The organism is Thermochromatium tepidum ATCC 43061 (genome assembly GCF_009664085.1).
Classification (GTDB): Bacteria; Pseudomonadota; Gammaproteobacteria; order Chromatiales; family Chromatiaceae; genus Thermochromatium; species Thermochromatium tepidum.
This window is the reverse complement of record NZ_CP039268.1, coordinates 1,732,069-1,756,079: the sequence shown is the minus strand read 5'-3', so window position 1 is coordinate 1,756,079 and position 24,011 is coordinate 1,732,069. Positions and strand designations below refer to the sequence as shown.

General features: G+C 61.7%; 18 protein-coding genes and 1 pseudogene. 15 read left to right on the top strand and 4 right to left on the bottom strand.

The features are described from left to right. Entirely contained in the window at positions 1 to 603 is a 603-nt protein-coding gene (locus E6P07_RS07955; protein ID WP_153975114.1) for a YceI family protein, read from the bottom strand. 202 nt (positions 604 to 805) lie between these two features. Here E6P07_RS07955 and E6P07_RS07950 point away from each other — a divergent pair, with 202 nt between their 5' ends. Then, a complete protein-coding gene (locus E6P07_RS07950) occupies positions 806 to 1,378 on the top strand; it encodes a nucleoside deaminase (protein WP_153975113.1) in 573 nt (190 codons plus the stop codon). On the opposite strand, the gene E6P07_RS07945 is transcribed toward E6P07_RS07950, so the two are convergent. Then, on the bottom strand, positions 1,372 to 1,794 hold the full coding sequence (locus tag E6P07_RS07945; protein WP_153975112.1) for a hypothetical protein: 423 nt from the start codon (positions 1,792 to 1,794) through the stop codon (positions 1,372 to 1,374). The two genes, E6P07_RS07950 and E6P07_RS07945, sit on opposite strands and share 7 nt — an antisense overlap. 90 nt (positions 1,795 to 1,884) lie before the next feature. On the opposite strand from E6P07_RS07945, the gene E6P07_RS07940 reads away from it, so the two are divergent. The 14 genes from E6P07_RS07940 to E6P07_RS07875 all read left to right on the top strand — a co-directional run bounded on the left by E6P07_RS07940 (position 1,885) and on the right by E6P07_RS07875 (position 21,672). Further along, the gene (locus tag E6P07_RS07940; RefSeq protein WP_153975111.1) at positions 1,885 to 2,550 is read left to right on the top strand and encodes an ankyrin repeat domain-containing protein; all 666 of its coding nucleotides are present in this window, start codon (positions 1,885 to 1,887) and stop codon (positions 2,548 to 2,550) included. Positions 2,551 to 2,584: 34 nt separating this feature from the next. After that, positions 2,585 to 2,878 carry a hypothetical protein gene (locus E6P07_RS07935; RefSeq protein ID WP_153975110.1) on the top strand — a complete coding sequence of 98 codons (294 nt, stop codon included), beginning with the start codon at positions 2,585 to 2,587 and terminating at the stop codon, positions 2,876 to 2,878. Between the two features lie 45 nt (positions 2,879 to 2,923). Next, the gene (locus E6P07_RS07930) at positions 2,924 to 3,667 is read left to right on the top strand and encodes a UDP-2,3-diacylglucosamine diphosphatase (protein ID WP_153976177.1); all 744 of its coding nucleotides are present in this window, start codon (positions 2,924 to 2,926) and stop codon (positions 3,665 to 3,667) included. A gap of 56 nt (positions 3,668 to 3,723) precedes the next feature. Further along, entirely contained in the window at positions 3,724 to 4,275 is a 552-nt protein-coding gene (locus E6P07_RS07925; RefSeq protein WP_153975109.1) for a DUF2760 domain-containing protein, read from the top strand. Continuing rightward, a complete protein-coding gene (locus tag E6P07_RS07920; protein ID WP_153975108.1) occupies positions 4,272 to 6,116 on the top strand; it encodes an Hsp70 family protein in 1,845 nt (614 codons plus the stop codon). Before E6P07_RS07925 ends, E6P07_RS07920 begins: the two co-directional genes overlap by 4 nt. 153 nt (positions 6,117 to 6,269) lie before the next feature. Beyond that, entirely contained in the window at positions 6,270 to 8,348 is a 2,079-nt protein-coding gene (locus tag E6P07_RS07915) for a glycogen synthase GlgA (protein WP_246172785.1), read from the top strand. 38 nt (positions 8,349 to 8,386) lie between these two features. Beyond that, entirely contained in the window at positions 8,387 to 9,655 is a 1,269-nt protein-coding gene (locus E6P07_RS07910) for an alpha-amylase family glycosyl hydrolase (RefSeq protein ID WP_153975106.1), read from the top strand. 131 nt (positions 9,656 to 9,786) lie between these two features. Beyond that, positions 9,787 to 12,909 (top strand): anti-phage-associated DUF499 domain-containing protein, encoded by a 3,123-nt coding sequence (locus E6P07_RS07905; protein ID WP_153975105.1) that lies wholly within the window; start codon positions 9,787 to 9,789, stop codon positions 12,907 to 12,909. A 2-nt stretch (positions 12,910 to 12,911) separates the two neighbouring features. Further along, on the top strand, positions 12,912 to 13,544 hold the full coding sequence (locus tag E6P07_RS07900; RefSeq protein WP_153975104.1) for an anti-phage-associated DUF3780 domain-containing protein: 633 nt from the start codon (positions 12,912 to 12,914) through the stop codon (positions 13,542 to 13,544). Further along, entirely contained in the window at positions 13,541 to 14,167 is a 627-nt protein-coding gene (locus tag E6P07_RS07895; protein ID WP_211363087.1) for a hypothetical protein, read from the top strand. The genes E6P07_RS07900 and E6P07_RS07895 overlap by 4 nt, the downstream gene beginning before the upstream one ends. Positions 14,168 to 14,368: 201 nt before the next feature. Continuing rightward, positions 14,369 to 15,109 (top strand): TIGR04255 family protein, encoded by a 741-nt coding sequence (locus E6P07_RS07890; RefSeq protein WP_153975103.1) that lies wholly within the window; start codon positions 14,369 to 14,371, stop codon positions 15,107 to 15,109. Between the two features lie 348 nt (positions 15,110 to 15,457). Continuing rightward, positions 15,458 to 15,865, top strand: a complete 408-nt coding sequence (locus E6P07_RS07885; RefSeq protein ID WP_153975102.1) for a PIN domain-containing protein — start codon at positions 15,458 to 15,460, stop codon at positions 15,863 to 15,865. A 3-nt stretch (positions 15,866 to 15,868) separates the two neighbouring features. Then, positions 15,869 to 18,907: an anti-phage-associated DUF1156 domain-containing protein gene (locus tag E6P07_RS07880; protein WP_153975101.1), complete on the top strand. Its 3,039-nt coding sequence runs from the start codon at positions 15,869 to 15,871 to the stop codon at positions 18,905 to 18,907. Positions 18,908 to 18,918: 11 nt separating this feature from the next. After that, on the top strand, positions 18,919 to 21,672 hold the full coding sequence (locus tag E6P07_RS07875) for a phospholipase D-like domain-containing anti-phage protein (RefSeq protein WP_153975100.1): 2,754 nt from the start codon (positions 18,919 to 18,921) through the stop codon (positions 21,670 to 21,672). 588 nt (positions 21,673 to 22,260) lie between these two features. Here the strand turns inward: E6P07_RS07875 and E6P07_RS07870 are convergent. Beyond that, positions 22,261 to 23,790: an N-6 DNA methylase gene (locus tag E6P07_RS07870; protein WP_153975099.1), complete on the bottom strand. Its 1,530-nt coding sequence runs from the start codon at positions 23,788 to 23,790 to the stop codon at positions 22,261 to 22,263. Beyond that, positions 23,780 to 23,956 (bottom strand): annotated as a pseudogene (locus tag E6P07_RS14210) (AccI family restriction endonuclease); the annotation flags it as partial. The pseudogene E6P07_RS14210 and the gene E6P07_RS07870, both read right to left, overlap by 11 nt. Positions 23,957 to 24,011 lie beyond the last annotated feature (55 nt).

Genomic DNA, 24,011 nt, shown 5'->3' with positions numbered 1-24,011 from the left:
TCAGGGGTTTGCGGCTGGGGTCTGGACGAAGGTCCCGACGAACACCACGGGTACCGCCTCACTGATCCCCTTGAGACCAGCGATCTCGCGCAGCTTTTCGACCTTGTCGCTCAGGCCAAACTTGGATGCCTCGATCAGCAGCGGCTCGGTGGTCGCGACCATCAGGGTGTCGGCAGCGAGCCGACCGACCATCAGCGACAGCGTCAGGGTCTGGGTCTGGCCGTGCAGACTGAGCTGACACTCGGCGGCGAGGCGCTGGATCTGGCCGACGGGCAGTGACTCCAGGGCCTTGGGGTCGATCTGGGCCCTGAGTTCGGCCTCCTTGTAATTGGTGGTCTCAAACAGGATCTGGCGCATCCGCTCATTGCGAATCGGCACCAGGGTCTCGACGCTGTCGAGCATCAGGGTCACGACCGCCCGGCCCTCGCCATCGATCCGTCCGTGCATCTCCTTGAAGTGATTGTTCTCGGGGATGTCTTTGGACTTGATGGTGACATAGGTGACCGCCGAGCGTTCGGGATCGAGGGTCCAGTCGGCCAGGGCCGGCGCGGCACCGAGGACGAGCACTCCGGTCAGGGCCATAGAGAGGATCGAGTTGCGCATCACAGCCTCCAGATTCATTGAGGTCGAGGTTGGACAGGCCCGATCGGCGGGCTGGTGCCGGTTCAGAGGGCCTTGGTCGAACCGCACCCGCCGCCGATCTCAGTGAAGGGACAGGCTGTAACATGGAACTGAAATCCGCGGATACAAGGCGCACGACGCTCGGGCCTCCAGAGGCACTGAAACGGCAATCGAGGAGATGGGGATGCAACAGCGAAACTCGATTCGGATCGAACTCCCGGACTGGATCGACGCGGTGCTCGCTGCACGCGAGACCTGTGGTCTCGACGAGACCGGGCGCATGAGATTGGTATTGGACCTGGCGCGCGCCAATATCCGCGCCGACCTGGGCGGCGGTCCCTTTGCGGCCGCCATCTTCGAACGCCACAGCGGTCGTCTGGTCGCCCCTGGGGTCAATCTGGTGGTCGCCTCGTGCTGTTCGATCGCCCATGCCGAGATGGTCGCGATCGGGCTCGCCCAGCAGCGGCTCGGTTACTTCGACCTACGCCAGGCCGTCCCCGGTGGCTGTGAGCTCTTTACCAGCGCCGAACCCTGTGCCATGTGCATGGGCGCGATCCCCTGGGCCGGAATCGGGCGCGTGGTCATCGGTGCGCGCGACAGCGACGTGCGCGCGATCGGTTTCGACGAAGGGCACAAACCGGTGGATTGGATCGCCGGTTATGCCCGGCGCGGCATCGAGGTGACGAGGGATCTGTTGCGCGCCGAGTCGGCGCAGATCCTGCGGGAGTATGCCGAGGCAGGCGGGGCGATCTACTGAGGGATGGGCCGTGCCCGGTCGAGCCCAGGCTCAGGGGCCAGGATGATCATCCGCTCCACATCGGCGAGCCGGATGGTGCGTCCATCCAGCGTCTGAAACTGCCGACCCTCGATCAGGCCGCGTTTGGACTCATAGAGCGTGATCCGACCTGTGTTGGCATTGATGACCTGCACCTGGACGACCTCCTGGTCCTCAAGCCAGCGGTTGGTCAGATAGAGCGCGCTGCCGACCGTCATGATGGCGATCAGGAGTGAGGCGGCCAGACGCATCCTCTGCCAGGAGACGTCCGAGCGTGGCAGCCGAGCCAACCCGGGCCCAGTGCCGGACTCGAGACGCTTGATCCGCCAGCGCGCCTGGAGCACCAGCCCATAGACACCGAGCAAGACGGCCAGGGTGAGGAGTAGCTTTGCGCTCATGGGTGAACTCTATCATGTTCCGATGGTTTTCACTCCAGACGCGGTTTAAGATCCCAGACATCGCCTGGATCCGTCGCGCCCTTCGCCCCCATGTCCCGTCTTGCGTGTGCGCTGCTGTGTCTGTCCGTGTCGTTACTCCTCGCCTGTAGCGAGCCGGCGCGACCGACCCTGAATCTCCATCGCGCCGTTGCGATCGGTGATCTGGATCAAGTCAAGCGTCATATCCATTGGGGTGCCCAGCTGAATCAACCGGACGCCCAGGGGGACTCGCCATTGCATCTGGCCGCGCGTCAAGGCAACGTCGCGATCGCGCGTCTCCTGCTGGACGGCGGTGCCGATCCGGCGCAACGCAACGCCACAGGCGCGACCCCTTTGCAACTGGCATTATCGAACGGCAAGACCCAGGTGGCCCAGTTGCTGGTCGCACAGGGTGTGCCGCTGGATCCACAGGGCCTGCTGCTGGAGTTGGCGGGCGCGGGGGTCTCCGATCGCGATAGCTTCGAGCTGCTGCTCCGTCGCGGGGCCGACCTGAACCGTGTGGACCCGAACGGCGAGACCGCGCTGACGCTCGCCATTGGGCGCGGACATCTGGAGACGGTTGCACGTCTGATCCTGCTGGGGGCCGACGTCAATCAGCCCGATGGGCAGGGGCGGATGCCCCTGGATCTGGCGCTGGCCCAGGCCGGCGAGCGGCGCGACGATCGCACCAAGATCGTCGAGCTGCTGCAGCGGAATGGCGCGCTCCAGGCCGATTGAACCCGAAATACAGCGAACACGCGAGTGATGCCGCATGGCCGAAAAGATCGAAGACCTGACCGTCACCTCTGTCGAGGACGGCATCGAGACCGTCAAGGAACTCGACAAGGTCGTGCTCTCGAAGGGGAGCTGGACCACCATCATTTTCCGCTATCGCGACTGGGACCGCGCCAAGGGAACCTATAGCCCGGATCGTTACACCATCCGGCGCTATCAGAAGCGCGGTGGCGCGTATCGCCAGCAGTCCAAGTTCAATATCTCCAGCCGCGCTCAGGCCCAGGCCCTGGTCGCGGCGCTGCAAGGCTGGTTGGATCTGCCGGAGGACTGATTGGCAGATCGCCCCAGTACCCTGTCCGTCACGTCATCGTCTGTCATGCCCATGACCAACGACGGCGGCGAGTCGCTATTCATCTCCGACCTGCATCTGACGCCCGATCAGCCGGCGACGCTGGACTGTTTTCTGCGCTTTCTCGCTGGACGGGCGCGCGCGGCGCGGCGGCTCTATATTCTGGGCGATCTGTTCGATGTCTGGATCGGCGATGACGACGATGCGCCCCTGCATCGGACGGTGCGGTCGGCGCTGCGCGCGCTGACGGCGGTCGGCACCGAGTGCGGCATCCTGCACGGCAATCGCGACTTTCTCATCGGGCGCGCCTTTCTGAGCCAGACTGGGTGCCGGCTGCTGCCCGATCCCTGTCTCATCCGGATCGACGGTGAGCCGACCCTATTGATGCATGGCGACCGGCTCTGTACCGACGATCGGGCCTATCAGCGTTTTCGGCGCCGGGTGCGCCATCCGCTGGTCAAGCGGTTCTTTCTCTGGAAATCGCTCGCCAGCCGCCGTGCCATCGCCGCCGATTACCGTCGGCGCAGTGCCGAGGCCAATGCAGCCAAGACCGCGACCATCATGGACGTCAATCAACAGGCCGTCGTCGAGACGCTCCGGCGTCATGGCGCAACCCGGCTGATTCATGGTCACACCCATCGCCCAGGCGAGCATATACATGAGATCGAGGGACGCACCGCCCGGCGTCTGGTGCTGGCCGAATGGCGCGATGGACGAGGCGAGGCGCTGAGTCATTCGGCGCTGGGCTGGCGACGTTTGGTCATTGAATAATCGGCGCGCCCAAGGTTGAATCCGACTTATCCGTCTCTGCATGCGAGGATCTCATCATGGCATCATCGGCACCGTCCTTCTTTCGACGGGTCTCCATCGCCTTTGACAGTCTGCGCCGCGCGCTGAAAGACCCCGAGTTTGCACGCACGGTCGCTGCACTCGCCCGTGCAACGCCTGTGCATCGGGCAGCACGCCCGGTTGCGCCCGCCACCCCGCCACTCGGCGAGGCCGCCTCCGATTCGGCCCTGCTCCTGCTCGGACTGCTCCAACGGGAGGGGCGTCTGATCGATTTTCTGCAAGAGGAGATCCAGGGCTATTCGGATGCCGAGATCGGGCGCGGTGCCCGGGTGGTGCATCAGGGCTGTCGCAAGGTGCTCAACGACTATCTGAGCCTGGCCCCGGTGTACGATGCGCCCGAAGGAAGCCGCGTGACCCTGGAACCCGGATTCGATGCCGCCGCGATCCGCCCGACCGGCAACCTGGTCGGCGAGCCGCCCTTCAGCGGCACGCTCGCCCATCGCGGTTGGCGCGTGACCGAGATCCGTTTGCCCCAGCTCACCCCGGGCCATGATCCGCGCATCCTCGCGGCGGCGGAGGTCGAGCTATGAGCCGCCCGCGTTATGCCATCGGCATCGACCTGGGCACCACCCATTGCGCCCTGTCCTGGGTCGACTCGGAGCGCAGCGAGGGTGAGCGTATCGTCCAGGACATGCTACCCATCCCGCAGCTCGTCGCCCCAGGTACGGTCGAGGCGCGCCCATTGCTGCCGTCCTTTCTCTATCTGCCGCACGCCGATGAGTTCAGGCCAAGCGATCTGAGTCTGCCCTGGCCGTCCGATCCGACCCGGATCGTCGGTGAGCTGGCGCGCAACCAGGGCGTGATGACCCCGATCCGGCTGATCTCCAGTGCCAAGAGCTGGCTCTGTCATCCCGATATCGACCGCCGGGCGCCGATCCTACCGCCCGGCGCGCCGGATGAAATCCCCAAGGTCTCGCCCTTCGACGCGACCGTTCAGTATCTCGACCATCTGCGCAACGCCTGGAACGGGGCGCATCCCTATGAACCGCTCGACCGGCTGGAGGTCACGGTCACGGTACCGGCCTCCTTCGATCCGGCGGCGCGCGAGCTGACCGCCGAGGCCGCCCGCGCGATCGGTATCCAGCATCTGGTGCTCCTGGAAGAGCCGCAGGCCGCGCTCTATAGCTGGGTCAACGACAGTCAGGGCGAATGGCGGCGCCAGGTCCGGGTCGGCGACATCATCCTGGTCGTCGATGTCGGCGGTGGGACCACCGATTTTTCGCTGATCGCCGTGACCGAGCAGGCGGGGGCGCTCGAACTCAACCGAATCGCCGTCGGCGAGCACATCCTGCTCGGCGGTGACAACATGGATCTCGCGCTGGCCTATGGGCTGCGCCACAAGCTCGGCCAGGCCGGCGTGGAGTTGGATCGCTGGCAGCTCCAGGCGCTCACCCATGCCTGCCGTCAGGCCAAGGAGATGCTGCTTGCAGAGGCCGAGCTGGAGCGCGTGCCCGTGGTGGTCCCGAGCCGTGGCTCGAGGCTGATCGGCGGCAGCATCCGTACCGAGCTGACGCGCGATGAGGTCCATACCACCCTGATCGAGGGCTTCTTCCCGGCGGTCGAATCGAGTAGCCGCCCGGCAAGCCGCTCGCGCGGCGCCCTGACCAAGGTCGGTCTGCCCTATGCCCAGGATCCGGCCATCACCCGCCATCTGGCCGCCTTCCTCGGGCGTCAGGCAGGCGCGACCCAGGACCTGGCCGGATTCGTCGATCAGTCACTGCAGACAAGCTTCTTGCCCCCGACGGCGGTGTTGTTCAACGGCGGCGTCTTCAAGGCCGAATTGTTGCAGGAACGGGTGATGGAGGTCCTCAACGGTTGGCTTGCCGCCGAGGGCGCGCCGCCCGCGCGCCGGCTGGAGGCACGCGACCTGGATCTGGCCGTGGCGCGCGGTGCGGCCTTCTATGCCCATGTGCGTCGGCATGGTGGGGTACGTATCCGGGGCGGGACCTCGCACACCTATTACGTCGGGGTCGAGAGCGCCATGCCCGCCGTCCCAGGGATGGAACCCGAGCTCCAGGCGCTGTGTCTGGTGCCCTTTGGGCTGGAGGAGGGCTCAGAGCCGGTCGCACCGCCGCAGGAGTTCGGACTGGTCGTCGGCGAGCCGGTGCGCTTCCGCTTCTTTGGTTCCAGCGTGCGGCGCGAGGATCGGGTCGGCGATCTACTGGAGGTCTGGAACGAGGACGAGCTGGTCGAGCTCGACGAGATCCAAACCACGCTCGATGCCGCAGACCGCAAGAAGGGCGAGGTGGTCGCGGTGCGGCTCCAGGCGGCCGTGACCGAGGTCGGCACACTGGAGCTGACCGCCATCCCGGTCGACGGCGGCGAGGAACGCTGGAACGTCGCCTTCAACACCCGCGGTCAGCGGGCTTAAGGACTGGCGTCATGGGGCGTTTGGTGGTCGCTCCCTGTCCTAGACCGCCTATCGACCCCGACAATTCAGGATCCCGGGCGGTCCTTCGTGGCAGAATGGGCCGATCCATATTCGTGTCAATCCATGACCGACCCAGCCGTAGGAATCGAGCGCATGGCCAAGAAGACCCCAGGTACTCCAGAGTCACAGACTACGAGCGCCGCCGAGAACATACCCGCGAGCGAAAAGGCGCCTAAGCGCAGACCGAAAGACAGGGCGATCGCCATCGTCCGGGCGGAATCCGACTCGGATCCGGTCAGCGCCGCTCCGACTCCGGTGATCAAGAAGACGGCACCTCGTAAGACATCCAAGGCGCCCGAACCTAAACCCATGCGCATCGACACACCCGCGCGCGTGACGGCACCTGTGCCCGAAGGGCGTCCAGATCAGCCGCCATCCTTACAGGTGGTCACGGAACCCGAAGCCATCGCGGGGACCAGTGCGTCCGAGCCTGAACCGACCCCGGTGCCGACCGCGCCGTGCATGCCCGATTCAGACGACATGACCCCGGACGACCTAGAAGGCGAGGCTGAACACATCACCAAGCCTGAACCGCGTCCGTTCTCGGAACTCGGCCATGCGCCCACGCATGTGCTCATGCCGACGTTCGAGCCAACACCCGAGATACCCGAACCCGAGTCTCAGTCTGGGGCCGAAGAACCCTGGCACGCCCCCGATCCACACTGGGAGCCGGCCACGCCGCCGGTCTGGCGCCCGAGCCTGTTTATCATCCATGTCACCCCTGAGCTGGCGACCGTCGCCAAGGTCGGCGGACTGGCGGACGTGGTCTTTGGCCTGACCCGCGAGCTGGCGATCCGCGGCAACCATGTCGAGATCATCCTGCCCAAATATGCCACCCTGCGTTATGACCAGATCTATGACCTTCAAGAGGTCTATCGCGATCTCTGGGTCCCCTGGTATGAGGCAGCCATTCATTGCACTGTCTTCTTTGGCTTTGTGCATGGGCGCAAGTGCTTCTTCATCGAGCCGCACTCGCAGGACAACTTCTTCAATCGTCACACCATCTACGGCTTTCACGACGACGTGATGCGCTACGCCTTCTTCTCGCGCGCGGCGATCGAGTTCATGTGGAAGACCAACAAGCACCCCGACATCATCCATTGTCACGACTGGCAGACGGCGCTGGTGCCGGTCTATCTCTATGAGCAATACCAGGCGCTCGGGATGACCCATCCGCGCGTCTGTCTCACCATCCACAACTTCGCCCATCAGGGCATTACCGGCCCCGAGCTGCTGCGCGCCACGGGGCTCCACCGTCCCGAGCATTTCTTCTCGCCCACCCGGCTCGGCGATCCGCGTCACCCCAACGCGCTCAATCTGCTCAAGGGCGGCATCGTCTATTCCAACTTCGTCGCCACGGTCTCGCCACGCTATGCCTTCGAGACCAAGGACTTAGGTCAGGGCTTCGGGCTTGAGCCTGTGCTCCACACCCATCACATCAAGTATGGCGGTGTGGTCAATGGCGTCGACTACGATGTTTGGAACCCCGAGATCGACCGCCACATCCCGGTCCAGTATGGCATCGACAACCTGGACCGCAAATACGACAACAAGCGCGCCCTGCGCCAACGCCTGATGCTGGCCGACAATGCCAAGGCGATCGTCGCCTTCATCGGTCGGCTCGACCCCCAAAAGGGTCTGGAGCTGGTGCGCCACGCCATCTTCTACACCCTGGAGCGCGGCGCCCAGTTCGTGCTGCTCGGTTCCAGCCCAGATGATCGGATCAACGCCGACTTCTGGGGCCTCAAGCGTATGCTCAACGACAGCCCAGACTGTCATCTGGAGATCGGTTTCGACGAGGATCTCTCACATCTGATCTATGCCGGGGCCGACATGATGCTGGTCCCAAGCCGGTTTGAACCCTGTGGTCTGACCCAGCTCATCGCGCTGCGCTACGGCACCATCCCGGTGGTACGCGCCGTTGGTGGACTGGCCGACACCGTGTTCGACAAGGACTACTCCAACCGCCCGCTGCACGAACGCAACGGTTATGTCTTCAATGACTACGACCATCGTGGTCTGGAGTCGGCGCTCGGGCGCGCCATTGCCTGCTACAACGACTACCCCGAGCACTTCCGCGAGCTGATCAAAAACGCCATGCGTTGCGACTATTCCTGGAATCGCCCCGGTCAGGACTATCTGAACATCTATGACTATATCCGTGAGCCCTAAACCCAAGCGCTGAGGCCCAAGGGTGTAGCGTTAAACGCATGAAGATCTATAACCTGTTTCCACGCTTGGTTGGTCGCTTCGGTGAGTGGACGCCGCATCTGGAGCGGGCGACGGCCATGGGGTTCGACTGGGTATTCATCAACCCGATCCAGAAGACCGGACGCTCGGGCAGTCTGTATTCGATTGTCGACTATTTCAGCATCGACCCGGAGTTCATTGACCGCCGCTCCCGGCTCGACCCCGACGCCCAGGTCCGGGCCTTGGTCGCCCAGACCGAGCGGCTGGGCCTGTCGATGATGATCGATCTGGTCATCAACCACTGTGCCATCGATTCACCCCTGGTCAAGGAGCATCCCGAGTGGTTCGTGCGCGAGGGCGGACGGATCGCCAATCCATTCTGTGTCGAGGCCGATGGCACCAAGATCGTCTGGTATGACCTGGCACAGTTCGATCATGCGCATTCGTCGGATCGCAAGGGATTGGAGGAATTCCTGCATCGCGTGATCGCCCATCTGGCCGGACTCGGGTTCAAGGGCTTTCGCTGCGATGCGGCCTATCAGATCCCGACCGAGCTCTGGCAACGCCTGATCCGCCATGCCCATCAGATCGATCCGAACCTGGTCTTCGTCGCCGAGACGCTCGGCTGTTCACCCGAGCAGACCTGCGCCACGGCCAGCGCCGGGTTCGATGCCATCTTCAACAGCTCCAAGTGGTGGGATTTTGAGGGGGATTGGCTCCTGGAGCAGTATGAGCTGACGCGCCGGATCGCACCCTCGATCAGCTTTCCCGAAAGCCACGATACCGAGCGGTTGTTCTTGGAATCGGGCCAGAATCCCAATGCCATGCGTCAACGCTATCTGTTCGCCGCCCTGTTCTCGACTGGGGTCATGATCCCGATCGGCTTCGAGTACGGCTTCAGCAGCCGGCTCGATGTGGTCAATACCACACCTGAACAATGGGAGGGGGTCAATGTCGATCTCACCCATGAGATCGCCCAGATCAATCGGATCAAGGATCGCTATCCGGTGTTTCGGAGCGAGGGACCGATCGAACGCATCCCCTGTTCCAATCCGGCGATCCTGATGCTGCACAAGTCGCACCCCGAAGGACGCGGCGAGGCGCTGCTCGCACTCAATAAGGACGTCTGGAACCGTCAGCTGCTCCGGGTCGAGAATCTCTACCATCATATCCGCACGCCCGGGCCGCTGCGCGATGTCTCGCTCGAATGGGCGATGGACTTCCTGCCCACCCCCTTCGAGTTCGAACTGACGCCTGGGATGGGTCGGGTGCTGGTGACCGAGGTCTAGGGTCAGTGGCCCCACTGATCCCAGGATGGCCGCTGGTGTCAGACCCCTTTCAACACTCTCCGTGCGCAGCCAGTCACCCCTAACTGCAAACGGCAAGGGATCGGGAGGGCGCACGAGAAGGTAAAACGGTCATGATCAAAACAGTCAAGCAGGCTTGCCGGTTCAACCCGATCATCTGTGACTACCGGATGAGTCAGGGCATCGAGAACCTAGCGGAACTCATCCAAGACGAGGGCGACGGCCGGGAGTTCTTCTCGCGCAACTACGTCACCCACGGAATGGATCAGCTCTTTCGCGAGGGGCTGCTGCGCCTGTCTGGCAAGTCCGACCAAGCCGTCTTCGAACTGACACAGGCGATGGGCGGCGGTAAGACGCACATGATGATCGCGCTTGGCCTGCTCGCGCGCCATCCGCATCTGCGTAAGGAAGTCTTGCCCGCGGACTTGGCTTCTCGCATCGAATTCGGCGAGGCGCGCATCGCCGCGTTCAATGGCCGCAACAGTCCTGATAACTACATCTGGGGCGAGATCGCCACCCAGCTCGGAGCCGCCGAAGCCATCAAGCCGTACTGGGCCAACGGACCGAAGGCCGTCGACCAGCGGCAGTGGAAGGAAATCATTGGCAACAAGCCAACGCTGATCCTGCTCGACGAACTACCGCCCTATCTGGACAACGCCAGCACCCAAGTGTTCGGTCAGGGCACGCTGGCCAATATGGTGGTCTACAGCCTCTCCAGCCTGATGAGCGCCGCGCTGGAGTTGCCCAACTGCGCCATCGTGGTCGCCAACCTCTCGGGCAGTTACAAGGCCCAGACCAAGGCGCTTGCCGATGCTATTTCCAACTTGCAGCAGGAAACCCGACGTCAGGCGATGACCATCACGCCGGTGCAACTGGCGGGCAACGAAATCTACGAAATCCTCAAGAAGCGCCTTATCGACGAACTGCCGGACGAGCGCGTCGTCTCCGACATCGCGGAGGAGTACGCGCAGCAAATCAAGAAGGCGGAGGACGGCGGCTACATCGTGGCCAGCAGCATCGAGCAGATCGCCGAGCAGGTCAGGGAAACCTATCCCTTCCATCCGTCCTTCAAGCACCTCGTCGCGCTGTTCAAGGAGAACGAAGGCTTCCGCCAGACTCGTGGCCTGATGCAGTTTACCGCGCGTCTCCTCAAAAGCGTCGAGGACCGTGAAACGGATGATGTCTTCCTCATCGGCGCACAGCATCTCAATCTCAATGATGATCAGGTCAGGGATGAGATCGAGCGCATCGCACCCAAATTGATGCCAGCGGTGACGCATGACATCGCCGACAACGGCAATGCAATTGCCGACCACATCGACGACGAGCTGGGGTCGGACGCCGCGCGCCAGGTGATGACTCTACTGCTTGCCTCGAGTCTGTCTCGCGTGGTTGGCGGGCGGATCGGCCTTTCCGAGAGCGAGCTCATCGAGTTCCTGGCCGCCCCGCAGCGCAAGCCGGACGAATTTCTCCAGGCCCTGCAGCGGCTGCGCGAGGCCGCCTGGTACCTGCACCGGGAGGAGCAGCGCTTCTTCATCAAGGAAACCGAGAATCTTTCGCGTCAGATCGAGCGCAACGCAAAGGAAATTCCTCAGCCCAAGATTGATCAGGCGCTGATCAATCGGCTCACCGGCATCCTTGAGCCAGTTCGCAAAATTGCCTACCAGGAGGTGCAGGTTCTGCCCAAGCTCGACGAATTGAAGCTCTCCGGCCCGCGGACGCTCATCGTCATCAAGCCAGATGGCAAGGTTCCGCCCAGTGAGCTCCAGAACTTCTTTGACTATCAGACGGAAAAGAACAACCTACTGGTGCTGACCGGCCAGGATAGCTTGTTGGCCGACGCTGTCGAGGAACGGTTGCGCGAGCTGTATGCCATCGAGCAGATTCACAAACGGCTTCGCCCTGGAGACACCCTTTACGAAGAGGCTCGTGATCGTCTGGAAGATGCCGAACAGCGCTTCAACAAAGCGCTCTCGGCGGCCTACAACCGGCTCTACTTCCCGGACGACCCGGGCGATGACCGTGACGTTTTGGCCGGCGTCACCATCGATCAAGGGCTGAAGCTCGGCCAGGGCGATCAGTCCGCCGAAGCTCAGATCGAGAGTCTGCTCGCAAGCCCAATAGCGAATTACAAGCTCGTGCGCGAGCTGACAAAAGACAACCTGAACGCATACTTTGCCATGGCCGAGGAATACCTCTGGCCCAAAGGCCAGGACAACCGCCGCACGCCGTGGAAAGACGTCGTCACGCGCGCCAAGTGTTCACCCATCTGGCCCTGGATGCCGGGCGCGAGCGGTCTGGATACCCTCAAGACCGAGGCGTTGAAGCAAGGTCGCTGGCGCTTGGGCGAGGACGGCTACCTCGAGAAGGGGCCGTTCCCCAAGGACAAGGCCACCGTCAACGTGTCCGTCATCAACGTCAAGGCGGACACTGGTGAGACGGTGTTGAGCCTCACCCCGCGTCATGCGGGCGAAAGCCCGGTGGTCTATTGGTCGACTAAGCGCGAGGTTACAGACAAGGATCAGAAGGTCGATGACCTGGACAACTTCATTACCACCGAGGGCACGCTGTACTTCTGGGTCAAGGACACAACAGGCCAGCATGAAAGTGCAGCGGCTACTTGCTGGCTTGCCGACCTCAAGATCCGTCATCAGGTCGAACCAGCGGCTGACAAGCGTCGTGTGCGCCTCGAGGCCACGCCCCGTGCCGAGCTCTTCTATACACTCGACGGCTCCAATCCCACGTATGGCACACGCTACGACGGCCCCTTTGAGATTGGACCTGGCGCCTATCGTCTGCTGGTATTTGCCAGGGCGGGCGAAGCCAACAAGACGGCCGACTTCCAGATTCCGTCCAGCGGCGACAAAACGGTTCAGATCATCGATAGCAAGCCGGCGCGTCTGCAAAGCAAACGCGTCGCTCTCGACACGACTGACCGCGTCTTCGGCGTCATCAACCGTTTCCGCGATCAGCCGGGCACGCGCTTCAAGGGAGTGCGGGTCGAAATCGGCGAAGGCGAGAACACCGTGACTGTCCACTTCCAGGAGCGCGAGGTTACGGCTGCCATGATCGAGGGCGTGGTCAACAGCCTGCGCGAGGTGCTCAAAGAGCCTAACGCACCGCTCAACATAGTCATCACCAACGGTGTTCACTTCGACACTGGCTTCGCGCTGAAGGAGTTTGCCACGCTTGCCGGAATCGAATTGAAGCCGGGCGAAGTGATTCAGGAGGATTGAGGATGGCGTTGCCCAAGGCCGCAGCCAATACCGAATCATCCAAGGCGCGCGCGCAAGTGCCGCACACGCTGGGCTTCGGTGTGCCTGCGACCTCGGACCCGCATCACTTCAAGGTCGTCATCCCCAGGAGCAGCACCGGCAAGGTGCAGATCAGCGAGTACCTCGGGCTGCAATCGGCCTCGGCGGAGACTGCGGTGATCGACCGCGTCTTGCTCGACCGGCCGCGCTGGACGGCCATCCGCGCCGAGGTGCAACGCGCCTTCAACGCGCGTCTGGCTGCGCACGGCTTGAAGTCTGGTGCATGGAAAGTCGGCGACAACCCAGTGGACCGCCTTCTCGGCAAGGAACTGTGCGTGCTGGCGTGGGCGGTTGAACAAATGGACACGGAGAAGATTCCGGTCGCCGTTCGCAACTGGCTGGCGCTGCGCCCGGAAGAACGCTGGTGGCTCTTCGGCATGACGGCCATGAGCACAGGCGGGGTGATGGATGCGGGCAAGGGCTGGCGTGCCGCCCTGAAACATGCCTTGGGCGACGTGGCGCAAAGCGACTTGCTCGCCCCCCGCGCGCGCCGCAGCAGCCGTGGCAAGGACGACATTCGTCCCTCGCTTGACCTATTCGGGGACGAGATGTCATGAGTCTGCATTCTGGATGGTTGGTTGTGGCCTTGATCCACCGCTATCTCGGTGGCCTGCTCGACCCCTTCGTGACCTTACTCGAGGTGCATAAGCTGATGTACTTCATGCAGGAGGCAGGGGAGCCGCTGCGCTTGAAATACGTCAAGGCCCCCTATGGCCCCTACGCCGAGAACCTGCGCCATGTGCTGCGCACGGTCGAGGGACACCTGATCGCCGGTTACGCCGACGGCAGCGACGCGCCAGACAAGCCGCTGACGCTGGTTCCCGGCGCCATCCAGGAGGCATCCGCCTTCCTCGACCAACATGCCGACAGCCGTGCACGCTTCGCGCGTGTCACCCGCCTCGTCGAGGGCTTCGAGTCGCCCTATGGCCTCGAGCTGCTCTCGACCGTGCATTGGGTCATAACGCGCGAGGGCGGCAGCCAAATCGATGACGTGGCCGAGTGCATCCACGCCTGGAACCCGCGTAAGCGCCAGTTCACGCGCAGGCAGATCGGGATCGCAGCCAACCGGCTTGCCGAGCAGGGCTGGGTTGGAAACAGTCATTTCAAGTCGGAGCAAATCCGTAAACAACCCTCGACTGAAGTCGAAGGCTTTATTGTGAGACGCAGCAAACATGGTTGACCACATCCCCAACATTGGGCGTGTTTACAGCCGCCCTTGGCAGCGGGGCTCCACTGCCAATCCGGGCCAGGTTTCGACTGGCGTTGCAGTCGGCGTGCGCCCGGAGACCACACTTGCGGTGCATTATACACCACATGGCGCACTTCGTGCACCCGCAATTCCTCCCGCGACTCAAGTCGCGGGTTTCCTTGCGGAGGGTCTATGAACCCGCTTCCTAGACGTCTGAAAAAAGAACCGCTTATCGAGGTGGTCTGGCAGGTACAGTTCGAAGGTGAGCAGGGAATGGGTGACGTCCTGCCCGGTGTTCTGTACACCGAACTGAAGAAAACCCACTCTGCGCTCCGGTCACGTCGTCTGCCCTCTGCGGACATTCCGGCGCCGGTCGCACAGATCGATCCCAATCTACGATTCGCGCCAAAGATGCTGATGGAAGAGCCTGGCGGGTCGTTTATCTGGCAAGTCGGCGATCGCGTGATCACCCTTAACTGCCGAACACCCTACGTTGGTTGGGACAAGTTCATGGATGCCACGGAGGCGCTGACGCGGATCGCCGAAGGCAGTCGGCTCATTCCCAGCCCACAGCACCATTCGCTGCGCTATATCGATCTGCTGAAGGACGATTTGGCCGCCGATCTCGCTGTGCTAAAACTTGTCATGAAACTTGGCGACCGTGAAATCAACAGTCGCGTGCAGATGCGTGTGGAAATTCCAGACGCCGATTGTTTGCATATCGTTCAAATCGCCAATCCGGCGCAGGCACATCTCGCCGGAGAGCAAGTGACCGGTTCCATCATCGACCTTGAAACGCTGCCGGCGAACGCGCCAAGCAACTGGGATACCCTGCGTGCACAACTCGGTCTGTTGCATGACCGCTCAAAGGCATTGTTCTTTGGTCAGATATTGACGACCGAGACGATCCAGAAACTAGAGCCGGAGTACTGACGATGGGGGCCGACACATTGGATATAAAGTCATTACCCCTTCGGAGCGCTTTGGTCATTGCCTATCAACGTGAGGAATCCACTAGCCACTGGGAATCAGCGCCCCATGGCTTTCTTCTGGCCCCCCATGGCTTTCTTCTGGCCATTCGTTACCAACCAGGAAACGCCTTGACCACCGCCCAGCAGAACGTAGAACGCCGGAAAGACTCGCAGCCCGACTACCAGCCTAGGACGGAACCCGGCAAAAGACTTTTGGCTTTGCGTCAAGCCTTTATCGAGAGCGGGGGACAGCTGCTGTCAGCAGAGGCGTTGGACCAAGAACTGCGCTTACGCCGTGGCGGAGTGGGCGATGCCTAAGCGTACTTACATCGACACCTGTCTGTTGCTTGCAGCCTTCAGGGGTGAAGGTGAGCTTGGGCAGCGAGCATTCAGCGTGCTCGATGACCCGGAGCGTGCCTTAGTTGTCAGCGACGCAGTCCGACTGGAGGCGCTGCCAAAGGCGCGGTATCACAAACAGCAACAAGAGCTTGCGTTTTTTGAAGCGGTATTCGGTCAGGCCGAAAACGTGGCATGGAATAGCTTGGCCTTGCAACAGGCGCAAAGCATCGCCGAAAGCCATGGCATCGCTGCCATGGATGCCATCCACGTGGCCCATGCGATCGCGGCGGGTGTGGATGAGTTCATCAGCGCAGAGAAACCAACGAAACCCATGTTTCGCGTGCAAAGCATCCCCATGCGCTCGATCCGGGAAGCCTGATCCATGCACGCACAAACAAGACCCACCCTCTCCCCTCTGTCGCTGAAAGATGCCCCCGCGCTGATCGAGACGGTATTCCCCGCGCAGAAGGTCTCGTTCGAGGCGCAGCGCGAGCGTAAGGCTGGTCCCGCGCAAACGCTGACGGGGCTGGGCTCTTACTGGAAGGGCAGGAAACCCCTGATCCTGGTGCGGGCCATCGTGCTGGGTAGCCTCTTACCCCCCACCGATGACCCCGAAGCCGATCTCGCGGTGTTCGAAGCGCTGCTGGCCTTCGATGAGGAGGGGCTGGCGCGGCGAGCGCTTGCAGCCAATGCCATATCGCCATCCGAAATCGCTGCGCGTATCCGGCTCGATGACCCTTGGGACTATTTCAAGGCAACCATCAAGAGGAGCGATGTCACGGGGGGTGATATCCGCTGGATGCCGTTCCCCCTGGATGTGGATGCCGAGGGCATCTCGCTGCGGTGGAAGCGCGATCTGAGCGATGACGACAGGCTGGTGATCTATCGCAAGGTTCTGGCCACCCTCGAAAGCTACGAAGCCAAGGCCGCCCTGTGCAAGCGCCCCGAAGAAGTCGATCAAGACTGGCTTTTTGCTCCGGTGTGGCCCAAGGTCAACCGCCACTACGCGCACCTGGGGCTGGATGCGCATTCGTTCCCGGAGCTCATCGAGCAACTGGGTATCCTGCGCTACGGCCGTCGCCCGCGCGTGGGCGATACCTTCTGCGGCGGCGGCTCCATTCCCTTCGAGGCGGCGCGGCTGGGGTGCGATGTCTATGCCTCGGACTTGAACCCCGTGGCCTGCATGCTCACCTGGGGGGCGCTCAATATCATCGGTGCCAGCCCTGAACGGCGGGCCGAAATTGAAAAGGCGCAGCGCGAAGTCGCTCAGGCGGTGGATGCGGAAATCACCCGTCTGGGGATCGAACATGACGAACACGGCAACCGCGCCAAGGCGTATCTGTATTGCCTGGAGACGCGCTGCCCGGAAACCGGCTGGTGGGTGCCGCTCGCCCCTAGTTGGGTGATCTCCCCCAAGCAAGGCGTCATCGCCAAGCTGGTACCGAACCCTGCCCTGAAGCGTTTTGACATCCAAGTCATTACCGGCGCTTCTGCGAAGGCGATAGCCGCCGCCGAGCACGGCACGGTGCAGGACGGCGACATGGTCTATGAACTCGACGGCAAGACCTACCGCACGCCGATCAAGACTCTGCGGGGCGACTACCGGCTGCCCGATGGCACGGCGGGCAACCGCCTGCGCCGCTGGGAAAAGGGCGACTTCAAGCCGCGTCCCGACGACATCTTCCAGGAGCGGCTCTACTGCATCCAGTGGATCAAGAAGGAAACGCTCGATGCTGCCCGGCAGGAGACCTTCTTCGCCGCCCCCACGGCAGCAGACCAGGAACGCGAGCGCAAGGTCGAGGCAATCGTGGCCGAGAAACTCGCCCGCTGGCAGGCCAAAGGCCTGGTGCCGGACATGGCCATCGAGCCGGGGGACAAGACCGACGAGCCGATCCGGACGCGCGGCTGGACGCATTGGCATCACTTGTTCAATGCGCGGCAGTTGCTGCTGCAAGCGCTGATGCTCAAGCACTGGCGCGCTTCCGATGCAGCCCCGCTCGGGTGGCTCAATGTGGCCAAGGCGGCGGACTTCAACTCGAAGTTGTGTCGGTGGTTGCAATATCAGGGAGGTGGTTTGGGCGGTCCTACTAGCACTTATTACAACCAAGCGCTTAACACCCTATTTAACTATGCCTCTCGGGCCTGGCTGGGATTCGGACGTGCTTCGTTTAAGACCGCACAAGAGGTTATGCCAATAACGAAGTTCGAAGTTCGAACGGAGTCGGCATCAAGTACGACCACTCACTGTGAACTCTGGATTACCGATCCTCCCTACGCCGATGCCGTCAACTACCACGAGATCACCGAGTTCTTCATCGCCTGGCTGCGCAAGAACCCGCCCAAGCCGTTCGACGAATGGGTGTGGGATTCGCGCCGGGCGCTGGCGATCAAGGGCTCTGGCGAAGACTTCCGCCGTGGCATGGTGGCCGCCTACCGGGCGATGGCCGAGCACATGCCCGACAACGGCCTGCAATGCGTGATGTTCACCCACCAGGACACCGGGGTGTGGGGCGACCTGATCGGCATCTTCTGGGCGGCGGGCCTGCAAGTGGTGGCCGCCTGGTATATCGCCACCGAGACCACTTCGGAGCTCAAGAAAGGCGGCTATGTCCAGGGCACGGTGATCCTGATGCTCAAGAAGCGCCCGCCCGGCGAGCGGCCCGGCTTCAAGCAGCGCCTGTTGCCCGCGGTGCGGCAGGAGGTGGCGCGGCAGATCGAGACCATGATGCACCTGAACGAGCAGGTGGCTGCACACCACGGCGAGCCGGTGTGGAGCGACGCCGACCTGCAGATGGCGGGCTATGCAGCGGCATTGAAGGTACTCACTGCCTACACCCACATCGGCGGCGAGGACGTCACCACCTTCGCGCTGCGCCCGCGTGCCCGCGGGGAAGTGACCGTCGTCGATGAAATCGTCCAACAGGCGGCCGAAACGGCGTCCAGCCTCCTCGTGCCCGAAGGGCTGGCGGCGGACACCTGGGCCAAGCTCACCGGCATCGAACGCTTCTATTGCCGCATGCTGGACATGGAGTCGGCGGGCGCACAGAAGCTCGACAACTACCAGAACTTCGCCAAAGCCTTCCGTGTGGAGGACTACAGCCCCGTGATGGGCGACATGCGGCCCAACCACGCACGGCTCAAGCGGGTGACTGAGTTCGCCTCCCGCGATTTGACCGAGTCCACCGAGATCGGTGCCACCCGACTGGGGCGCCTGATCATCGCCTTGCAGCAACTGCTGAAGGACACCGAGCCGCAGGTCATCGTCGACCAGCTCAGGCACGAGATGGCCGACTTCCTGGAGGCGCGTCCGCTCCTGGTGAACCTGCTGGCCTTCCTCGAGCGCAAGTCGTCGGAAGCCGAGGTGCGCAACGCCGCCGAAGTGCTGGGTGCGCGCCTCAAGAACCTGCGCTTCGGCGAGTGAGGAAATGAAGCATGGGCATCCGGCGCTTCTCTTCGCGTACCCATCGGCTGGATGCCAGCTTCTTAATGCAGCATCTGGCCGGTGCCAAGAGCTACAAGCGCATTGCAGGCTACTTCACCAGCTCGTTGTTCGAAGTGGCGGGCGAAGCGCTGGAGCAGATTCCCGAGGTCAAGATCGTCTGCAACGTGGACATCCACCCGGACGACTTGAAGGTGGCGCAACTGCGCGAGAGCAAGATGCTGGGCCGCTGGAACGAGCGTGGCCTGGAAGCCGAGGCGCTCTTGAACCGCGAACGCTACCGGCGTCTGGATGCCTTCCTCCAGAAGCATGGACAGGCGGTGCGGGTCGCGCCCGACGACATCTGCGGCTTCGTGCATGGCAAGGCGGGTGTGATCACGCTGGCCGATGGCCGCAGGCTGGGTTTCATCGGGTCGATGAACGAGACGAAGAGCGGCTGGCAGCGCCACTACGAGATCCTGTGGGAGGACGAATCCCCGGAGGGGGTGGCGTGGATCGAGGAGGAGTTCGACTTCCTTTGGAACGCGGCAAAGCCGCTGCCCCAGGCGGTCATCCGAGAAGTGCATCGCCGCGGGTATCGTCGCGAAGTGGTCTTCGACGAGATCGATGAGGACGAGAACCTTGCGCCGGCCGCGCTGATCGAGTCCCCGCTGTACCGCGAGGGGCAGCAACTCCAGCCCTGGCAGCAAGGGTTTTTGACCGAGTGCTTGCGCCACCACCGGCTCTATGGCGTGGTGAGGCTGCTGCTGGCCGATGAGGTTGGCTTGGGCAAGACACTGTCGCTGGCCACCGCCGCGCTGACGCTGTGCCTGCTCTCGGACAAAGAGGCGGGGCCGCGTCGTCCGGTAGTGATCTTTGCCCCAGCCACGCTGACCGAGCAATGGCAGACCGAGATGCTGGACAAGCTAGGCATCCCGACCGCCCGGTGGGATACCGTGGGCAAGGTCTGGCTGGACCCGGAGGAGCGAGTCATTTCCCCTGCGGGGCGCGAGCAGATCGCCCATTGCCCGCTGCGCATCGGCATCGTCTCCACCGGACTGATGATGCGCGATTCGCTGGAAAAGCAGCACCTGCTCGGTATGCGCTTCGGCGTCGTCATTCTGGATGAAGCGCACAAAGCCAGAACGCGCCAGGGCTTCGGCAAGGAAGCTGGAACGCCGAATGAGCTGCTGGCCTTCATGCGCGAGATCGCCGCGCGGGCGGACCATGTGCTGTTGGGAACAGCCACGCCGATTCAGACCAACCCTGCCGATCTGTGGGATTTGCTGGGCATCTTGCATCAAGGCCCGGGACGCTTCGTGCTGGGTCATGACCTTGCGCCGTGGCACCGGCCAGAAGACGTGCTCGACATCCTGGCGGGCCGTGAGGAAGTGCTGACCCTCGCCCATGCCTGGGAATTGCTGCGCTCGCCGCTGCCGCGCGTCGAGTCCACCAGCGAGCCACGTGCCCGTAGGCTTTTCTCAGCGATCCGGCAAGACTTGGGTTTGCAGAACGGCGAATGGCAAACCAACCGTTCGCTTGCAGACTTGACGGGGGAGACGCGGGAGATTCTGGAAGAGGAGTTAGAACGCCGCATTGCTGGCGCCACCTTTTTTCAGCGCGAGAACCCTCTGGTGCGCCATGTCGTGCTGCGCAAGCGCCAGCAGCTCGAGGAAACGAAGGACAAGGATGGCAAACCCTTGTTGACCCCCGTGGGTGTGGATGTTCATCCAGACCGCGACAAGGTCACGGAGCAGCGCGCCTTCGACGTGTTGTTCGAAGGCAAGGCGCTGCGCACCTCGGAGGACTTCCGCCAGGCTTATGGCGAAGCCCGCGCTTTCGGCAAGGCCCTGGCCAGGCGCGGCAAGGGCAGCGGCTTCATGAAGAACCTGATGGAGCAGCGAATCTGCTCCAGCATCCATGCGGGCTTGGCAACCGCACGGCGCTTGCTGCAAGGCGAGGCCGTGCATGAAGAAGGCGAAGAGCAGGAAGTTGATCTCAAAGTCGAGACGGGTGAGGAACGCGAGGTGCTGCAACGTCTGATTACCCGACTCGAGCGGTTGGAATCCGACCCGAAGATGGAGGCCGTCATCCACTTTCTCGACAAGGAGAAGTGGCTGGAATTAGGCGTCATCATCTTCAGCCAGTACTACGACACCGCGAAGTGGCTGGCGGACTCGCTGGCGGCCCGCTATCCCGAAGAGGCGGTCGGCCTGTACGCGGGCGCGGGCCGCAGCCGCCTGTATCAGCGCGGCGACAGCGTGGCCGTCGAACGGGAGACGCTCAAGCGCATGGTGGCCGAGCACCAGATTCGCGTCATGGTGGCCACCGACGCCGCGTGCGAAGGCTTGAACCTGCAAACCCTCGGCACGTTGATCAATGTCGATCTGCCGTGGAACCCGACGCGGCTTGAACAGCGCATCGGACGGATCAAGCGCTTCGGCCAGAGGCGCGAGACGGTTGACATGCTCAACCTGGTGTTCGAGCAGACCGTGGACGAAAAGATCTACGAGCGCTTGTCGGAGCGCATGAAAAACCGCTACGACCTCTTCGGATCGCTGCCAGACACCATCAAGGACGAGTGGATCGATGACATCGAAACGCTCGGCGAGAGGCTGGACGACTACATCAACGCGCAGAAGACGGCGACTGGATTTGACCTGCGCTACACGGCAACGATGACGCCTCAGGACAAAGAATGGCGCGACTGCACGGATGTGTTGTCGAGACGCGATTTCTCTGTGCTGTTGAGCTTGGCTTGGCGCTGACGGCTGCTCGTTGCTTTTAAGGAAATGCTGCTTAATTAACCCGGCCCTAAATAATCAAGTCCCCTGAGATTGTAGACACGTTTTTTTGAGGCGTTCGGGGTATGTGTCGCGCCAGTCCTTAAGTGCCTGGATCGGGGCGATGTGGCCGAGGGCTTTCTGCGGAAGGCGTTGGCCGAGCAGATTTGATCGAAGCGATGGCGCCCGGTGGGTGGGTGTCATCGGAAGCGCCGAGGTTTGGATCTCACGGCGAATAGCGGGCGTTTTTGTGCCGACGGATGATCATGGGGCCCTTTTGTGGGAGCGGCTTTAGCCGCGATTCGGGGAGATGGGATTGATTGAGTGTTTCCCGAGACCTTCTCGTGTTGAGGGTGGACGCAACAGACGGCGCTCAAACTCCGCGACGCGCCGCGGGCGAACCGCGCGGGCGAGGGACACAGGATAGCTCCTTCGCGGAACATGATCACACAGGACGCAACAGTTGGATATGGTAGCGCCCAACCCTCAGGTTCAGCGGCGGTGCGCAGCGGACCGTCCGGTGAAACCGGTTGTTAGGCCGCGCTTCGTGATTGATGACGCGAAAGGCAAGCGCTATCCGATCAAATCATCGAACAAGCCCCGCATGCCCGAAGCCGCACCCCCGCGACTGATCTTGGAAACTTCCTCAATAATCACATTTTCCGAGATTCTGGAGAACCACTCAGGAGTGGGCACCAACGCGCTGTTTAGGTCATGAGGCTCAAACTTATCCAACTTGTCTCCATACTTCCGCACTTCTCTTGCCATGATTCGCTGCCCAACAGACGAACAAAAGTAAAGGAAAAGATGATCAACGAATCTCGCGCCAAAAAAATTCGGGTAAAAACAGTGGAAACAGGTCAGAGATACTGCACGACTTTTGTTGCGAATAGCCTTGAAGTCATTTCGCGAGAACACCCCGAACAGGATCGGGGCGGGCTGTCGGCTCTCTAATTTGAACCAAGGGTTTCGCATTCGAGTTAAGTACCTCTTGTCAAATCCTTGGTGTTCCCCAAAGTCAATGTATTTTTTGACAGCCTCTTCTTGAGACGAGGACAAATCCACCAAAAGGACGCGTTCATCCATTTCGATAAGGCGCTCAATGTCGGTGTCCGTTATGAGGGGTTGTTTGATCTGAGAACTTCGCGAAATACAAGGGTGTAGAATTGAAGTCGGCAATTCCCACTTTTTCACGTCGGACTTGGATAGTAGGAAGAATTCGTTTGCACCGGTCGCGATTCCCCGGGAGAACGAGCCATACATGGACAGAGGCTGGAGCGCCCCTCGATCTAGAGCACATGGCTCCTCGAAGTGCCTTAACCATTTATCCGCGGGCCTGAGTTCCTCTATGGAGACGGACCTGCACGGCAAATCGTTTAGGTTGCGCTCCAACTGATCGAGCGTTTGTACTGTGCAAAACTTGACAGGCTCGTGTGTCCCATCATCGGACACGAGTATGATGCCGACTGAGGTTATCGCGTCCGGAAAGACCTCGCCCTCCGGCTCGATTCGCAACAGAGCCTTGAGACGTCCCTTATCAAGAAGGGCCTGCTTAACAGTTTCTCCATAACCCGTATTTAAGAATTCTAGGGGCATCAGATAAGCCAAGCGCCCGCTTGGAGCGAGTTCATGTAGCGACTTGAGCAGGAATGCGGAGGCAATGTTCGAGTAACCGGATAGCCTTCGTCCCAGGTGTCTTTCAATCTCCGGAATGACTCGGTGACGGTCCGTAAAGTACTGAAACCGCATATATGGCGGATTGCAGACAATGGCAGAATATTTGCTGCCCCACACTGAGAAGTAATCGGCGTTGCTCAAAACAATCGTTGTATCATCAAGGTTTGGGTGATCCTCCCGGAAATGCGCTAGTACCGTTGCGTCCTTTTCAACGGCGCGAAATCTAATCGTTGGGTTCAACTCCCTTGCGGCGAAATAGAACGCGCCCAAGCCAAAGGCCGGATCAAAGACCTCTCTGGCTCCTTTCTCCAAGAGCCAGCGACACATAAACCTCGCGACTAAAGGTGGCGTAAAGAATTGTCCATATCGTTGTCTATAGTCTATGTCGACCACACCATGATAGCGCGCCACGCTTTCAACAGACACCCAGCACCTCCTTCAGGAACGGCCCGTCTATGTACCCGCGACCACCTTCAAAGGTTACATAAAACAGAAGCCGCCCTCTTTCGAAATCCCTCATTTGCGAGCGGTGCTCCGGCATATCGATTTTGCCGATCACTTCCCGCCCAACTTGCACATTGATCTTAATTCTCGTCTTACCCTGATTTTTTACGTCTCGCTCAACAGAAAAAACTTCGCCCTCCTTC

Coding starts and splice junctions, on each gene's coding strand:
- E6P07_RS07955 (WP_153975114.1), bottom strand. CDS start 603: ATGCGCAACTCGATCCTCTCTATGGCCCTGACCGGAGTGCTCGTCCTC.
- E6P07_RS07950 (WP_153975113.1), top strand. CDS start 806: ATGCAACAGCGAAACTCGATTCGGATCGAACTCCCGGACTGGATCGAC.
- E6P07_RS07945 (WP_153975112.1), bottom strand. CDS start 1,794: ATGAGCGCAAAGCTACTCCTCACCCTGGCCGTCTTGCTCGGTGTCTAT.
- E6P07_RS07940 (WP_153975111.1), top strand. CDS start 1,885: ATGTCCCGTCTTGCGTGTGCGCTGCTGTGTCTGTCCGTGTCGTTACTC.
- E6P07_RS07935 (WP_153975110.1), top strand. CDS start 2,585: ATGGCCGAAAAGATCGAAGACCTGACCGTCACCTCTGTCGAGGACGGC.
- E6P07_RS07930 (WP_153976177.1), top strand. CDS start 2,924: ATGCCCATGACCAACGACGGCGGCGAGTCGCTATTCATCTCCGACCTG.
- E6P07_RS07925 (WP_153975109.1), top strand. CDS start 3,724: ATGGCATCATCGGCACCGTCCTTCTTTCGACGGGTCTCCATCGCCTTT.
- E6P07_RS07920 (WP_153975108.1), top strand. CDS start 4,272: ATGAGCCGCCCGCGTTATGCCATCGGCATCGACCTGGGCACCACCCAT.
- E6P07_RS07915 (WP_246172785.1), top strand. CDS start 6,270: ATGGCCAAGAAGACCCCAGGTACTCCAGAGTCACAGACTACGAGCGCC.
- E6P07_RS07910 (WP_153975106.1), top strand. CDS start 8,387: ATGAAGATCTATAACCTGTTTCCACGCTTGGTTGGTCGCTTCGGTGAG.
- E6P07_RS07905 (WP_153975105.1), top strand. CDS start 9,787: ATGATCAAAACAGTCAAGCAGGCTTGCCGGTTCAACCCGATCATCTGT.
- E6P07_RS07900 (WP_153975104.1), top strand. CDS start 12,912: ATGGCGTTGCCCAAGGCCGCAGCCAATACCGAATCATCCAAGGCGCGC.
- E6P07_RS07895 (WP_211363087.1), top strand. CDS start 13,541: ATGAGTCTGCATTCTGGATGGTTGGTTGTGGCCTTGATCCACCGCTAT.
- E6P07_RS07890 (WP_153975103.1), top strand. CDS start 14,369: ATGAACCCGCTTCCTAGACGTCTGAAAAAAGAACCGCTTATCGAGGTG.
- E6P07_RS07885 (WP_153975102.1), top strand. CDS start 15,458: ATGCCTAAGCGTACTTACATCGACACCTGTCTGTTGCTTGCAGCCTTC.
- E6P07_RS07880 (WP_153975101.1), top strand. CDS start 15,869: ATGCACGCACAAACAAGACCCACCCTCTCCCCTCTGTCGCTGAAAGAT.
- E6P07_RS07875 (WP_153975100.1), top strand. CDS start 18,919: ATGGGCATCCGGCGCTTCTCTTCGCGTACCCATCGGCTGGATGCCAGC.